This window comes from Acinetobacter sp. SK-43, from assembly GCF_015351505.1.
In the GTDB taxonomy this organism is placed as follows: Bacteria; Pseudomonadota; Gammaproteobacteria; order Pseudomonadales; family Moraxellaceae; genus Acinetobacter; species Acinetobacter junii.
This window is the reverse complement of the sequence record NZ_JADKPY010000059.1, coordinates 1-14,730: the sequence shown is the minus strand read 5'-3', so window position 1 is coordinate 14,730 and position 14,730 is coordinate 1. Positions and strand designations below refer to the sequence as shown.

The 14,730-nt window shown below is 36.4% G+C and carries 15 protein-coding genes and 1 pseudogene; 10 read left to right on the top strand and 6 right to left on the bottom strand.

Translation table 11 applies throughout. The annotated features are described in order from the left end of the window. The first annotated feature begins 137 nt into the window (after window positions 1-137). A complete protein-coding gene (locus IRT38_RS11860; RefSeq protein ID WP_194597802.1) occupies window positions 138-638 on the top strand; it encodes a hypothetical protein in 501 nt (166 codons plus the stop codon). Window positions 639-685: 47 nt separating this feature from the next. Here IRT38_RS11860 and IRT38_RS11855 read toward each other — a convergent pair. Continuing rightward, window positions 686-1,349 (bottom strand): annotated as a pseudogene (locus tag IRT38_RS11855) (anion permease). A 252-nt stretch (window positions 1,350-1,601) separates the two neighbouring features. Here IRT38_RS11855 and IRT38_RS11850 point away from each other — a divergent pair. The 3 genes from IRT38_RS11850 (at window position 1,602) to IRT38_RS11840 (ending at window position 3,960) form a co-directional block, all read left to right on the top strand. After that, window positions 1,602-2,585: an ion transporter gene (locus tag IRT38_RS11850; RefSeq protein WP_004911693.1), complete on the top strand. Its 984-nt coding sequence runs from the start codon at window positions 1,602-1,604 to the stop codon at window positions 2,583-2,585. An 81-nt stretch (window positions 2,586-2,666) separates the two neighbouring features. Then, window positions 2,667-3,287 carry a LysE family translocator gene (locus IRT38_RS11845; RefSeq protein ID WP_194597801.1) on the top strand — a complete coding sequence of 207 codons (621 nt, stop codon included), beginning with the start codon at window positions 2,667-2,669 and terminating at the stop codon, window positions 3,285-3,287. A 61-nt stretch (window positions 3,288-3,348) separates the two neighbouring features. After that, window positions 3,349-3,960 carry a DUF2238 domain-containing protein gene (locus IRT38_RS11840; protein ID WP_004962355.1) on the top strand — a complete coding sequence of 204 codons (612 nt, stop codon included), beginning with the start codon at window positions 3,349-3,351 and terminating at the stop codon, window positions 3,958-3,960. Between the two features lie 20 nt (window positions 3,961-3,980). Here IRT38_RS11840 and IRT38_RS11835 read toward each other — a convergent pair whose 3' ends face one another. Further along, entirely contained in the window at window positions 3,981-5,195 is a 1,215-nt protein-coding gene (locus IRT38_RS11835) for an MFS transporter (protein WP_194597800.1), read from the bottom strand. Between the two features lie 246 nt (window positions 5,196-5,441). On the opposite strand from IRT38_RS11835, the gene IRT38_RS11830 reads away from it, so the two are divergent. Beyond that, a complete protein-coding gene (locus IRT38_RS11830) occupies window positions 5,442-6,362 on the top strand; it encodes a LysR family transcriptional regulator (protein WP_194597799.1) in 921 nt (306 codons plus the stop codon). A gap of 73 nt (window positions 6,363-6,435) precedes the next feature. Here the strand turns inward: IRT38_RS11830 and IRT38_RS11825 are convergent, their stop codons facing one another. Both IRT38_RS11825 and IRT38_RS11820 read right to left on the bottom strand, forming a co-directional pair. Continuing rightward, window positions 6,436-6,891 carry a DUF441 domain-containing protein gene (locus IRT38_RS11825; RefSeq protein ID WP_194597798.1) on the bottom strand — a complete coding sequence of 152 codons (456 nt, stop codon included), beginning with the start codon at window positions 6,889-6,891 and terminating at the stop codon, window positions 6,436-6,438. A 247-nt stretch (window positions 6,892-7,138) separates the two neighbouring features. Beyond that, window positions 7,139-7,999, bottom strand: a complete 861-nt coding sequence (locus IRT38_RS11820) for a hypothetical protein (RefSeq protein ID WP_004911677.1) — start codon at window positions 7,997-7,999, stop codon at window positions 7,139-7,141. A 445-nt stretch (window positions 8,000-8,444) separates the two neighbouring features. Between IRT38_RS11820 and IRT38_RS11815 the strand changes: the two genes are divergently transcribed. Continuing rightward, entirely contained in the window at window positions 8,445-9,005 is a 561-nt protein-coding gene (locus IRT38_RS11815) for a TetR/AcrR family transcriptional regulator (protein WP_004953978.1), read from the top strand. A 118-nt stretch (window positions 9,006-9,123) separates the two neighbouring features. On the opposite strand, the gene IRT38_RS11810 is transcribed toward IRT38_RS11815, so the two are convergent. Then, a complete protein-coding gene (locus IRT38_RS11810) occupies window positions 9,124-9,903 on the bottom strand; it encodes a ferredoxin--NADP reductase (protein WP_004911671.1) in 780 nt (259 codons plus the stop codon). A gap of 100 nt (window positions 9,904-10,003) precedes the next feature. On the opposite strand from IRT38_RS11810, the gene tsaA reads away from it, so the two are divergent. Beyond that, window positions 10,004-10,726 carry a tRNA (N6-threonylcarbamoyladenosine(37)-N6)-methyltransferase TrmO gene (gene tsaA, locus IRT38_RS11805; protein ID WP_194597797.1) on the top strand — a complete coding sequence of 241 codons (723 nt, stop codon included), beginning with the start codon at window positions 10,004-10,006 and terminating at the stop codon, window positions 10,724-10,726. A 24-nt stretch (window positions 10,727-10,750) separates the two neighbouring features. Here the strand turns inward: tsaA and IRT38_RS11800 are convergent, their stop codons facing one another. Beyond that, window positions 10,751-12,016 carry an MgtC/SapB family protein gene (locus IRT38_RS11800; RefSeq protein WP_194597796.1) on the bottom strand — a complete coding sequence of 422 codons (1,266 nt, stop codon included), beginning with the start codon at window positions 12,014-12,016 and terminating at the stop codon, window positions 10,751-10,753. 233 nt (window positions 12,017-12,249) lie between these two features. Between IRT38_RS11800 and IRT38_RS11795 the strand changes: the two genes are divergently transcribed. From IRT38_RS11795 to IRT38_RS11785, 3 genes are all read left to right on the top strand, one after another. After that, window positions 12,250-14,007, top strand: a complete 1,758-nt coding sequence (locus IRT38_RS11795) for a GspE/PulE family protein (protein WP_194597795.1) — start codon at window positions 12,250-12,252, stop codon at window positions 14,005-14,007. A gap of 85 nt (window positions 14,008-14,092) precedes the next feature. Continuing rightward, window positions 14,093-14,458 carry a NirD/YgiW/YdeI family stress tolerance protein gene (locus IRT38_RS11790; protein ID WP_194597794.1) on the top strand — a complete coding sequence of 122 codons (366 nt, stop codon included), beginning with the start codon at window positions 14,093-14,095 and terminating at the stop codon, window positions 14,456-14,458. Window positions 14,459-14,561: 103 nt separating this feature from the next. After that, window positions 14,562-14,730, top strand: a 169-nt coding sequence (locus tag IRT38_RS11785; protein ID WP_194597793.1) for a response regulator transcription factor, incomplete at its 3' end; no start/stop codon positions are given.

Below are 14,730 nucleotides of genomic sequence, written 5' to 3'. Positions count from 1 at the left end.
ACCAAAGAGTTGTTTGTGTGGATGCAAAAAATTTCAAGGAGTCAATTTCCAAAAAATTGAATTTTTTAATTTATTTTATATCAAGTAAAATGGAAAAAAGACCCATATAATTATTTAGCAAATATTAGGTAGATAAAGTGACACTTACACATGATTTTGTTTTATTGAATAAAAATGAATTCTCTTACGATGACTGTTGTGATCTTATTGGGGGTATTTCTTTCGATGTTTCAATCCATGATGATTTAATTCTATATTTTATGGATTATCTAAAATGGTTACCAACCTATAGTCCTTTATTAAAAAAAAGAATATATGGACTTGATTATCATGCGATGACTATTATGGATGTTGAGGGAGCTACAGAAGCTTTAATTTTATTTTCTAGTCTAGTCAATATTTTAAAGTTATCGCCGAATGTTTTAACGTTAACAGGCATATATACTTTTGTTCAAGCATATGATGATGTGACTGATCCAAATGAGAATGTTGATCGTATTTTACGAGAAACAGCTGGTTATGAAAAAATCATTATGCAAAAGCGTGTAGTAATACAACAATTTGAAATATTGTCAGAGCTTATACAGAAGGTCATTGATTCTAATAATAGTTTATATGTTCTACATTTGGGCATTTAAGTTTAGAGGAACATTCCTATTTGTATAGAATGCTCCTCAATTTTAAATCACCAATAACCCAACACTTTCCACCAAAGTCCGCCAATCACCACAAAAATGATGATATTCACGACACTCATGACAAAGCCAGCTTTCCACCATTCACCCAGTGTGGTGTAACCCGAACCAAATACCACAGGCGATGTACCTGTTGCATAATGGGTTAAGGTCATCATGATACTGGAAGCCGCTGCCATCATTAAGGCAAACAACATCGGTGGCGCACCCAATGCGAGTCCAGCAGTATAAAATGCTGCAAACATGGCTGTGATATGAGCTGTGGTACTGGCAAACATATAGTGTGCATACAAATAGGCGAGCATTAAACAAATAGCCTAAGCGAGCACCTAATCCAGTTTTCTGCAATCCTTTGGAGATCATGATAGAAATACCGATCAGCCAAATGAGCGGATTTGCAAAACTACTTAAAGCGTCTTTTATAGCATCACTGGGATTGTCGCTAGTGACACCTGTAACGGCAACCAACGTGATAGCAAGTATTGCAATTGCCCCGATTGGCATTGCTTTACCAATAATAGCGGCAATTACACCGATAAACATAGCGAGCAGATGCCATGCCTGAGGACTAACGCCTGACGGCACAGGAATAATGAACCATATGATTAAAGCAATACCAATTGAAATCAAAGTGGGAATAGGTTTAAAGCCCATATAAATTTCTCGTTCTGTTCATGTGTAAGATGGAATTTGTTTTTATAAAAGTGATAGGTTCAAATCATTTTTGAGATATGAGCTTGATTAAATGATAATTTATAAGCAAGCAAACTACTGTTGCTGCAAAGTTATTTTTTATTCTTAGCAATGTGATTTACCGAAATAATTCAGGAAATGCTCAAATATCGTATCCAGTGCTTGATCAACATGATACATTTTTGTTTTGGTTGAGATAACTATAAGTATGGTATGGCAAAGCTTTCAATAAAACGGTTAAGACTTTTTGTTTATAACAATTTACAAAATGATGATCATCAAAGCACCTTTAGTTTGTGCGTAAACTATTTTTTGATTTTTTTAATCGTTGGAAACGTTGCGGCAGTTATTTTGGAGTCAATCACTGAACTGTATTTGGCGTACCAAGTCTATTTTGATGTGTTTGAAAATATATCAATCGCACTATTTTCTATCGAGTACGTACTTAGACTTTGGAGTATTGTTGAAAAGGAACCCAGTCTTCCAGCAAGTCAACAGCGTTTGAAATGGATGCGTAGCGGGGGAGCTATTATTGACTTGGTTGCAATTTTACCTGCTTATCTTAATTTCTTCGTGCCAATTGATTTACGCGTGCTGCGAATCTTACGTTTGTTGAGACTCCTTAAATTAACCCGCTATTTTGTATCATTACAAATTTTACTCAGGGTCATCAAGCGTGAAAAAGGATCATTCCAAGCTGTCATTTTTATCTTAGTGATTCTTATCGTGATGGCTGCCTCTGGTATTTATGTAGTCGAAAACAAAGCACAGCCTGAAGCATTTAGTTCAATTCCTCACGCGATGTGGTGGGCAGTCGTTACGCTTACAACAGTAGGGTATGGTGATGTTACGCCTATCACAAATATGGGTAAGTTTTTAGGTGCAATTATTACGATCTTAGGTGTGGGGATTGCAGCTTTACCTGCGGGTATTTTGGCTTCTGGTTTGGCAAATGAACTCAATCAACGAAATCAGCGTCTGGAACAAGAGTTCCGTGAGCTTGTTCAAGCGCATGGTTTTGAGGTAGTTCACAATACGATCGAATTAGAAAAGTTAAGACAGCGGGTAGGATTACCCAAAGAGCAAATGCATGAAATTATTATCCAACTTTTGCGAGAGCATGTTTTAGAAGAACAAGAGCAACAAAACTCAAAGAAACACTATTGTCCTTATTGCGGCGAAAAGCTACCAGAATAAAAAGTTTTATTGTTTGAAATAAACTGACTTAATTGGCTGTTATAGTAAGTGTAAATTTGAACAATTGCTTTGATTTTGTATATGAGTTTACTGACCTTTTTTTCTTTTGTTGTTTATTCGATTGTCACGTCTATAACACCTGGACCCAATAATATTATGTTGGCAGCATCAGGTTTGAATTTTGGATTTAAGCGAAGTATTCCGCATATTTTAGGCATCGGATTTGGCTTTGGTGTGATGGTTATGCTTGTTGGGTTCGGCATAGGAGCCACACTTGGACAATCTCCTTTGATGTATGAAATATTGAAAATAGTTGGGATCGTATATTTACTTTATCTAGCTTATAAAATTTATGGTGCAGGACGAGTAGATGGAGAAGAAAAGCCTGAAAAGCCATTAAGTTTTATGGGGGCTGCCTTATTTCAGTGGGTTAATCCTAAGGCTTGGATTATGGCATTGGGTGCGATTGCAACCTATAGCTCCGTAAATAGCCATTTGGCTGAGTTTGTTTTTATTGGCGCGATTTTCGGATTGGTTAGCATTCCGTGTGTTGGAATTTGGGCTTATATGGGACAACGCTTGCAAAGCATTGTGAATGATCAGAAGAAGGTTCAATATTTTAATACAGCTATAGCATTATTATTGGTCATCTCTGTGGTATCGCCGATTGTTGAATCATTTAAATTTTTCTTTTTGATCTAAATACTGATTAATATGGACATGAAGAATGTCCTTATAAAAATTAAAGAATTGAGAGGCGACGATGAATCAAAAATTAGTGTTGTTGTTTGCGATGCTCTTTTTAGTTTTGAGTTTAATTATTTCGGGAATTGATCCTTTTGACCGTGGTACATGGTTCATGGAAGTATTACCTGTATTAATTGTCGTTCCACTATTGATTCACACTTATAAAAGATTTCCTCTGACTAATCTTCTCTATGTATTAATTTTTATTCATTGCATGGTATTGATTGTTGGTGGAACGTATACCTATGCACGTGTGCCATTGGGATTTGAAATGGCAGAATGGTTTGGTTTAGATCGAAATCCTTACGATAAAATTGGGCATTTTATGCAAGGTTTTGTTCCAGCAATTGCAGCACGTGAAATTTTGCTGAGAAATGACATCTTAAAGCATGGAAAAATGCTGATTTTTATTGTCATTTCTATTGTGCTTGCGATAAGTGCTAGTTATGAGTTAATAGAATGGGCTGCAGCACTTGCGCTTGGTGAAGGTGCAGAAGAGTTTTTAGGAACACAAGGTTATGAGTGGGATACCCAGTCAGATATGTTTTTCGCCTTGATAGGATCGGTCAGTGCTTTGTTCTTATTGTCTAAATGGCATGACCGACAGTTTTATAAGTTAGTACACTAACGAAAAAATTCGTCAGTCTGTCATTGAAGAATAACAGACTGTTTATTCGCTGAATATTTAGCGTAGGCAAGGGCAATTAATAAAATAATCAAACCGCCTATACTCAGAACAAAGCCAACCCATATTGGTGCTAGCCAGCCCATATTGTGACTCAATACCCATCCACCTAGAAATGCACCTAAGGCATTTGCCAAATTGAATGCTGAATGATTCAAAGATGCTGCTAAAGTTTGTGCATCACCCGCAATATCCATCAAATGTGTTTGTAAGGCACCGCCTAAACCAATTACGGTGAATCCAATTAAAAATAAAGCAAGGATGGCAGTATAAAGATTTGTCATCATAAAGCTTGCAAATACAAAGGCCAATGCTGAACTTATAAGAATACCAATCATGGTTTTGAATAGGCTTTTGTCAGCCAACCAACCAGCTACTAAGCCTCCGATGACCATGCCTGTTCCCCATATTGCTAAAGCGATTGGCACAATGCTGATATCTGCATGTGTATATTCAGTCAGTATAGGAGACACATAGCTATATACAGAGAACATGCCACCAAAACCAATTGCTCCAACTGCCAAAGTCAGCCACATATTAATATTTTTTAGCCCAGCTAATTCAGCTTTAATGCTAGCTGTTTTTTGCAAAGGAATATTGGGTACAAATAAACTTACGCCTATCAGTGTAATGAAAGCGATTGTCGCAGAAAATTCAAATCCAGCCTTCCAACCAAACTGTTGTCCTAACCAAGTGGCTATAGGAACACCGATCACATTCGCAATGGTTAAGCCCATCATAACTTGTGCAATCGCTGTTGCACGACGATGTTTACCTGCTAACTCTGCCGCGACTAATGCTGCTACTCCAAAGTATGCGCCGTGAGGAAATCCTGCAATGAATCGAAAAATAAGCATTGCATCTGAAGACGTGGCAAAAGCAGTAGCAGCATTTGCGAGACCGTAAAACAGCATTAGTGATAATAATAAAGTTTTTCTAGGCACTTTAGCACCTAAGATCGCAATGATAGGAGCACCCACCATCACACCTAATGCATAAGCACTGATGAAATAACCTGCATGTGGGACACTGACATGAAGATCAGTTGCAATTTCTTGAATAAGCCCCATTGCGACAAATTCAGTAGTACCAATACAGAAACTACCAACAGCCAATGAGAAAATTACAAGAAATAAGGAATATTGTTTTGTTTGATTCAATTCTGAGGGAGATGACATAACATGTTAAGGAAAAAGTGACGCTACTATTATATTCAAGATAGTTGCAAAAATGTGAAAAGGAACGTAAATGAACTCAAGGCATTTGTTGATTCAAAGAATTAGTGTCCTATGTTCACATGAATTTGACACATGATGTATATGATGTAAGTCGTTTTTTAGACATTTGGAATAGCAGAAATATATAGTGAGGTTAACTCATTAATCTTGTGCTAAGATGAAATAAATTCAATAATGGTTGGTGCTGTGTTAGAGCTTAGACATTTAAAAACACTACTCGCTTTAAGAGAGCATGGCTCTTTAGTTGCCGCAGCGGCAGATTTATGTCTGACTCCATCTGCTATTTCTCATCAGTTAAAAGAATTAGACCATTGGTATGGTGTAGAAGTTGTCAATCGACGTAGCCGTCCTGTGAGTTTTTCAAATGTGGGTGAGCGTCTCCTCAAATTAGCTGATGATGTGTTACCACAAGTTCAAATTGCACAGACGGATATCACTCGAATCGTACATGGGCAAACAGGTCGCATAATTTTTTCTTCTGAATGTCATAGCTGTTTTGATTGGCTCATGCCTTTATTAAATCAATATCGTCAACAATATCCTGACGTAGATTTAGACTTTGCTGCAGGTTTTGAGTCAAATCCGCATGAACTTCTTCAAAATGCTGAATTTGACTTACTGATCACGGCAGATCCAATTGCGCTAAAGGGTATAGAATACTTTCCAATCTTTGAGTATGAATCACGTCTAGTTTTATCAAATACACATCATTTGGTGAGAGCAGAACATATTACCGTTCAAGATCTGGCTGAAGAGACTTTGATTACCTATCCAGTCGATAAGCATCGTTTGGATATTATGGCTCATCTGTTTTTACCCGCGAATATTTTGCCAAAACACATTCGGACTACTGATTTGACTCAGATGTTAATTCAACTGGTAGCAAGTGGGCGCGGTATTGCAGCTTTGCCTGATTGGGTTGTGAATGAACATGAGCAAAAAGGATGGGTGGTGAGCCGTCGCTTAGATTGTGTTTCACCAAAAGGTTTGAGAAGAACGCTCTATGCGGGTTATCGTACTGACGAAAAAGAGAAAAGCTATTTTGAAGGCTTTTTAAAGCAATTAGAAAAATTCTCACAAAAGCGTGTGATGTATTACGAACGTTAATTTGATCGTTTTAAAGTCTGCGTTATAGATTTGGTACATTTATAACTGCATGTTATCTGATTGGTTTGAGATATTAACTCTTACCAATCAATATCGATAATATGCCTGCTGCAATTAGGGGACCGACAGGTACTCCACGTAATAATGCAACACCTGCTACTGTTCCAATCAATAATCCTGCTACAACGTCCGGTTGATGACTCATCAATTTCACGCCTCGTCCACCTAACCAAGCCACAAATACGCCAACAGCAATTGCCAAAAGAGATCTGTAACTTAGGAATGAATTTAAAATACTTTCACCACTGAGTTTTCCACTCGCGATTGGGGAAAGAACACCAATGGTTAGTATGATAATTCCGATGTTTAAACCATGTTGTTGGATGTAAGGAAAAAGCTGATTGAGCGGAGTGATTTTCACGATGATTAGTACAGCTGTTGCAATCATAACAGCCGTATTTTGACTGAAAACACCAAATCCTAATAAGATCAGCAAAACTAGAAGATTGAAATCGAAATGTGCAAACATTGGATTGAAAGGTAATAAAACTTGAATTGTAACGCAATTGGCTACAAGTTTGACAGCTTATGTAAACTTCGCTGTTAAAAGGCAGAATCATTCAGAAATACAAAAAAAAGATTCGCTTTAAGCTCACTATGATTGGCGAAAATTTTTAGCAGTTGATCTTATTTATATCAGTATTGATTAATCGAACGAAAATTTTAAAGTCATCTTAATCCTTGATTTGGAGATGACCTTATTATTAAGAATAAAATTATGCAAGTTTTCTGAACGATTCAAATTGATAAGTTGCAATTTGTTCATCCCAGAATTGTTGCCATAAATCACAATATTCTAAACAAATTTGTCGGATATAAGGATAGTCAGATTCCACACAGGCTTGAGCTAGAACAAACCAGAGATCATCTTCATGGTCATCGTCAGCAGCTTCAGCAGTTTCATCTTGTGAAACACCATGCACATAGTAGTAACCACTATCAACATTAAAGCCTACAGCTTTAGTTGCTTGACGCAAGGCAGGACTAAAAAGGATAACTTCTTCTTCTGCAACAGCCAATAACGCTGTTACGGCTTCATAACGATCGAAAGCATATTCAAGATAGTTTTTCACTTGTTGAGCAATAATCGAGGGCTGATAATTGTTGCGCTCTGCTTGTGTTAATTCGAAATCATCGAGTACATCTTCAAATAAAGGATAGTGTGCATAATCAGGATTACCAGCATAGTATCCATTGATATCTAAGGCTGGACGATAGCCATACTCATCTAAGACATTGAGGTTGAGTAAGAAGCGGGCATACATCTTTGAACCTGATTTCAGACGAGGTTCGAGTTGTTTGGTTTGGAATTGAGCCATCAATAAAGCATCTGTAAATACTTGCACTATGGCATGTCGGTATTCAAGGTGAATATGTTTTAAGGTTTCTTTATCAATTGAGCCATCATTTAATAGCTGAATTGCAGGGTGTTTAGACACAGGATGTTGTGAAATCTCTTCGCGCAAAGTTTTGAGAAACTGCACGTTTTTACTCCATAAATCCTCAGAAATACTATTTTTCATTCCGTCTATAGCTTTCTGTCTTGGGTTATCAAAATCTTCAAATTTTTTTGGCATAGTCTTCTACTCAATGAATTAATATTATTGCTTTTTCCAATTATATATTGCCGATTTCTTTTGGTCGCTTATAAATATATCTTTTAGTTCAACCAAAAATCTTTTTATTGGATTAATAAAATATAAGACGATTTTTTTTGAAAGCAATTGATTCTCGTTTTTGAAAACTAAGGGATGTACTTAATTAGCTAATTTATTATTGTAAAAAAGTGATTTAATGCACACAATAATGACTGTTTTATTTATAAAAAAAATTTTTTACAAATTATCTTGTGTATTCCTACTTTTTTGCTTAACTTAATCATGAGTTGTTTAAGAAAAGTTTCCATATTTTCGATAATACTCTTAAAATAATATGAATAAGCATAGTAGCCAGAATTATCCAGCATTTACTATGTCTAAATAATACATCAAGTTTTTTGATAAAATTCTAAAGGATAATAAAATGTCAAAAAAAGAAGATATTATTACAACGGCACTGAATTTATTTAACCGTCATAACTATAGTTCTATAGGAATTGATCGAATTATCAGTGAGTCAGGCGTCGCTAAGATGACTTTCTACAAGTATTTCCCATCTAAAGAGAGTCTAATCGAAGAGTGTTTATCTAGAAGAAATAAAAGCATTCAGCAAGCGATTGAGCAACAATTAAATCAGATTGATGAGGGTGATTATTTAGGAAAAATTAAAGCAGTATATTTTTGGCATGTGTCATGGTTTAACTCGGATGATTTCCATGGTTGTATGTTTCAAAAGGCTTCATTGGAAATTTTACAACAATACCCATCTATTATTGGTCCAATTGTCGACTATAGAAATTGGTTAATGAATTTAGTTGAAGATCTATTTGAAAAGGCAAAAGTATTTCAACCTCATGTGTTAACTACGATGTATATCAATATTCTTGATGGGATGACGACACTTGCAAAGGTAAATCAAGATCATGTTCAAATTGAAGAGTGTTGGTATTATATTGAGCGATTAATTTCTTTAGAAGCTGCTTAATAAATAGTTTTATTGCTCTAAATAATATTATTAAAGATCACTAAATAAGCTATTAATAAGATTTAATAATAAAAAAGCCGGGGATATCTTCCTCGGCTTTTTTATTAATGCATAGGTATTATTTTTCTACGAAAGCACGTTCGATTACATAGTCACCCATTACACCCATACGTGGTGATTCAACGAGACCATGTTCATCTAAAAGTGCAGCTACATCTTTCAAGAAAGCAGGGCTACCACATAACATTGCACGGTCAGTTTCACGATTGAAACGTGGCAAACCAATTTTTTCAAATAATTGACCTGTTTCAATAGCAGTAGTCACACGACCTTGTGTATGGAATGGTTCACGTGTAACTGTAGGGTAATATACGAGTTTATCTTTGATTCCTAGCTCTTCGAAAAATTCATGATTTGGAAGCTCATTAAGAATCAAATCTTGATATGCAAGTTCAGAAATATAACGTGTACCGTGTACAACGATCACTTTCTCAAACTTTTCATAAGTTTCAGGATCACGAATAAGTGAAAGGAAAGGCGCTAAACCAGTACCAGAAGATAAAAGGTATAAATTTTTACCAGGCAATAAATCATCATGTACTAAAGTACCTGTTGGTTTTTTTGAAATAAGGATTTCGTCACCAACCTGAACTTTTTGTAAAATAGAAGTTAAAGGACCATCAGGTACTTTAATCGAGAAGAATTCTAATTCTTCTTCATAATTCGCACTCGCAATCGAATAAGCACGCATTAAAGGCTTACCATTCACTTCAAGTCCGATCATTACAAACTGACCATTTTTAAAACGTAAGCTTGTGTCGCGTGTAGTTTTAAAACTGAAAAGCGTGTCATTCCAGTGGTGAACATGAGTAATGCGTTCAACGTTAAAAGCAGCCATTAAAGGTCTCGATCACAGTTAAAAGAAACAGATTGCTATTCTAATCTAAAATCATTCTCTATAAACTGAATATATTTAATTGTCTTTATAAGAAAAAGTGATGAATCCCGTTGTTACAATTCCGATCATTGGTTATATGCATTCACCTTATCGTGAAAAATTTGGCATTCCACGACAACCAAATTTGGTTCAGGTGGAGTCATATATCGAAATGATCGAGCCTTATAACGATATATTGGCTTTTGAAGGGATAGATGAATTTAGTCATTTATGGCTACTTTGGCAGTTCCATGACAATAAGCATCAAGCAAACAACACTGATGCTGGACATAAATTTCGAGCACAAGTTCGACCACCTAGATTAGGTGGTAATCAAAAAATTGGTGTTTTTGCCACAAGAAGTATGTACAGACCATCTCCGATTGGACTATCTGTAGTGCAATTCTTGCGTATTGAAAAGTTATCAGATCGTGTTCGAATTTATGTTACAGGTGCTGATTTGCTAGATGGTACGCCGATTGTAGACATTAAACCTTATATTCAATATTCGGATTCTATTGCAAATGCATTAAGTGGATATGCTCAAGAAGAGCCTCAGCGTAAGCAAGTTATTTGGAGTGAGATGGCATTGCATCAACGACAACAATTTATCCAAAAAGACCAAATACCTATTCGCATATTTAATGAAATGGAGCAAGTATTGGCTTTAGATCCAAGACCTGCATATCATGAGGATGCTGAACGGATTTATAAAATGAAGTTTTCCCAATTCGATGTAAATTTCAAAGTTATAGCGAATACCATCGAAATTATGAAACTTTAATGTCAGCTTTTACTATTATATTTATCAGCGGGATACCCAAACTATAATAACTAAAATAGCCATATGAAGAATCTGTGCTGGAACGAATGCAAGTGCGTATTTATAACCGCCTGTAAGCCCAGCATTAATACTTTTTGACATCGCGTGGGCACATAGACCAACCATCAAAGCAATTAGCAATGGTGTTGCCTGAGCCGTATTTGGATCGCCTTGGACGACTATTGCGGCAATTGCTGCATGAATTTCAAATAAAGAGGCGATGAATGTTCCAATAATAAGTCCGCTATTACCTAACCATAAATTTAAGCCATAAACGGCTGCTTGTATGGTGGATAATGCTACGGTAATGACAATCGCATTTTTAAAACTAAACATTCGACTTTCATCAGTTTTTTGACTTAGCTCATTTTTAGTAGATTTACGCAACAGATAAATAGACCATGCAAATAGTAATAAGGTTGAAATTAAACTGGGTATTAAAAGCAGCTCTAACCATGCCATGCTGATACTAGCGACGATAATCAGCATTTGAACTAAAGTTGCAACGCAAGACATCAGCGCAGCACCTGCATTGATTTTAGGGTCGGCATGATTATTACGAACTTCCATACCTAAGTTTGCGACAGTTGCAGTACTTGATACAAAGCCTGAAGCTAAGGAGGAAAACACGATCGCATTTCTAGAAGATAACAAGCGTTTGGCAAAATGAGCTAACGCTTGAACCAATAAAATCAAGCTGAGTAACTTGAGAATCGTATAAGGATTTAAAACGGGTCCCCAATACGCTTTATCAGGTGCTAAAGGTAATCCAATAAGAATAAGTGCCAATAATAAAACACCATCCCTTAATTCAGTCTCGCTAATCCATTGATTAGCCAATCCATGTAATGTTTCTTTGGCAAAGAGCAGTATGGTCAAAGTGACAGCAAGACCTGCCGCTAAATTGATATTCCAAATACATACTGCACCTATAAAATAAGTCATGATAAAGGCAAGTTCTGTTGTAACCCCTGGATCATCTTGTTGATTACGTAGGGATGCAATACTAATGGCACCGACTAGAATTGCTCCCGTGATTCCAATTTCTAAGTTAAATAAAAAACACAACGTACCTAAAAGTGAGGTGATTGCAAAAGTTCGAAAACCTGCAAATGTTTTAGTTTTATGTTTACTTTTACTGCGTTCACGTTCTAAACCAATCAATAATCCACAGCCCAAAGACACTGCAAAAATCATCATAAGTTGGCTGAATGATGTATTTTGTATCGAATAATTCATGAGTTCAGCCATAATTTATCTCTGTTGTTATATGTTCATCATGCAGCGTTGATATGGAAGGATGAAACATTTCAAATATTTAATCGTTTCTAAAACTTATATCACAATTTTACAAAGTTTATAGTCAAATTATTGAACTTATGTCTATGTTTTCAAGACGTATTTACTGATTTGGAATCTACAAAATGATCTGACAGATTCTGCTGGTTCTCTGTTATATTATAGAAATTAGTTGGGGTATAACAATGACGTTTAACTTTGAAATCGATATTTTTTGGTGTTTAGAACAATTACAAAAAGACGGAAGAATTAATGAGCGTGATAAATTATTGGTACAAACTACACATCGCCAAAAAGAACAATTGAAATGGCATCCTCTTCAATGGATAGCAAACTTTAATTTAAAAGACCAGTTACATGCTGGGCAAACCTTAACACTGAATCGCTTATGTCTATGGTTGGCTGAAAAGTCTCAAGTTCCTTTGTTTGTTATTGATCCATTAAAAGCTGACGTAGCAGTTTTAACTGGGGTTATGTCGCAGGAGTTTGCTGTACGGAACCATATTCTTGCTGTTGAAGTACATGCAGATCGTATTCTGATTGGTACGGATCAACCATTTTCTTTGGAGTGGAAAAATAATTTAGAGAGGAGCCTCAGCCCTAAAAAAGTTGAACCCGTTCTCCTCAATCCTGAACAGCTTCGTCGCTATTTGGTTGAGTATTATCAAGTCAGTCGAGCTGTAAATTCCTCTCAAAACTCTAGTCCTTTCGATCGAGATAATAAGGGTGTTGAAGCTCTATTACAGCTTGGTGATACCCAAAATCCTGATGCTAATGATCAGCACATTGTTAAATTGGTGGATTGGGTGTTGCAATTTGCTTTCGAGCAAGGTGCTAGCGATATCCATCTAGAACCTCGCAAGGAAAAGGGTAAGGTACGTTTTCGTATCGATGGTGTATTACATACAATTTATAATATGCCTGCAAATACTCTCACAGCCGTGATTTCACGGATTAAAATTCTTGGTCGAATGAATGTCGCTGAAAAACGTAAACCACAAGATGGTCGTTTGAAAACACGAACACCCAAAGGACAAGAAACAGAGTTACGTTTATCAACTTTGCCTACAGCATTTGGTGAAAAGTTGGTCATGCGTATTTTTGATCCGGAAGTGTTGGTTAGAAGTTTTCAACAACTGGGATTCGAAGGGCATTTGTTACATAGTTGGCAGCAATTAACGCAACATAGTCATGGGATTATTTTAGTAACAGGTCCAACAGGCTCTGGTAAAACCACAACTCTATATTCCTCATTGAAGCAGTTAGCTACTGAACAAGTGAATGTATGTACCATTGAAGATCCAATCGAAATGTTGGAGCCAAGTTTTAACCAAATGCAGGTTAATCCAACGATTGAATTGGGATTCGCAGATGGTGTACGAGCTTTGATGCGTCAAGATCCTGATATCATTATGGTGGGTGAGATTCGTGATCACGATACTGCAAATATGGCAATTCAAGCCGCACTCACAGGACATTTGGTATTATCAACTTTACATACCAATGATGCACCTTCAAGTTTAACTCGTCTGCATGATTTGGGTGTTCAACCATTTTTAACAGCTGCAACCATTCTTGGTGTGTTGGCGCAACGCTTGGTCCGTCGTTTATGTCCGCAATGTAAACTAGAAACCTCAATGAATGAACAAGAGTGGGAACACCTGACTTTTGATTACATTATGGAAATGCCTGAAACGATGTATAAGGCGGTTGGATGTGAAACCTGTCGTCATACAGGATACAAAGGTCGTGTAGGAATTTATGAGTTTATGCCAGTGAGTCTAGAACTCAAATCTTTGATTAGTGCACATGGAACTTTGAATGATTTAAAAGTACAGGCGAAAAAAGAGGGTGTTGAACCTTTGAGAATTGCAGGTGCACGTAAAGTGATTGAAGGCGTAACAACTTTGGAAGAAGTACTCCGTGTCGTGCCATTGAGTTAAGCAAAATAGAAATCTTAAGATTCACCTCATCTAGCTTTGTTTAAATAGCTTCATCAAAAGTGAATACATAAACAAGGGTAAATAGATGAATATGTTCTCTAAAATTGCTGTAATTTCAGGCTTAGTTGCTACAACTACATTTGCTGTAGCGAACACAGGTGCAGTTAATCAACAGGCTTTAGCACCAACACAAACGACATCAGTTAAACAAGCTTTGACACTTAAAGATGATTCACTTGTTATGCTCAAAGGTTATATTGTGAAGGCAACAGGTGATGAAAAATACCAGTTTAGTGACCAAACAGGTTCTATGACTGTCGATATTGATGATGATTTATGGAAAGGTAAACCAGTATCTGCTAAAACTCCTGTGACTTTGATCGGTGAGACTGATATCGATTATAAGCCTATGAAACGTGTTGAAGTTGATGTCGATCAAGTGCAGTTTTAACTGATTAAATTAAACAAGCCATATGAGAAATCATCTGGCTTTTTGCCAGTTTGATCTTTTCAAGGCATCATAGATTGTAGTCATTCATTATGAGAACCTTATTATGCGAATTTTATTAGCAGAAGATGACGCTTCTCAGGCTGAAAGTATTAAAGACTGGCTGGAAATGGATGGTTATAGTGTTGATTGGGTTGAACGAGGCGACCATGCTATCTTGGCAATAAAACAGCATCATTATGATTGTATTTTGCTGGACAGAGGTTTACCTAATG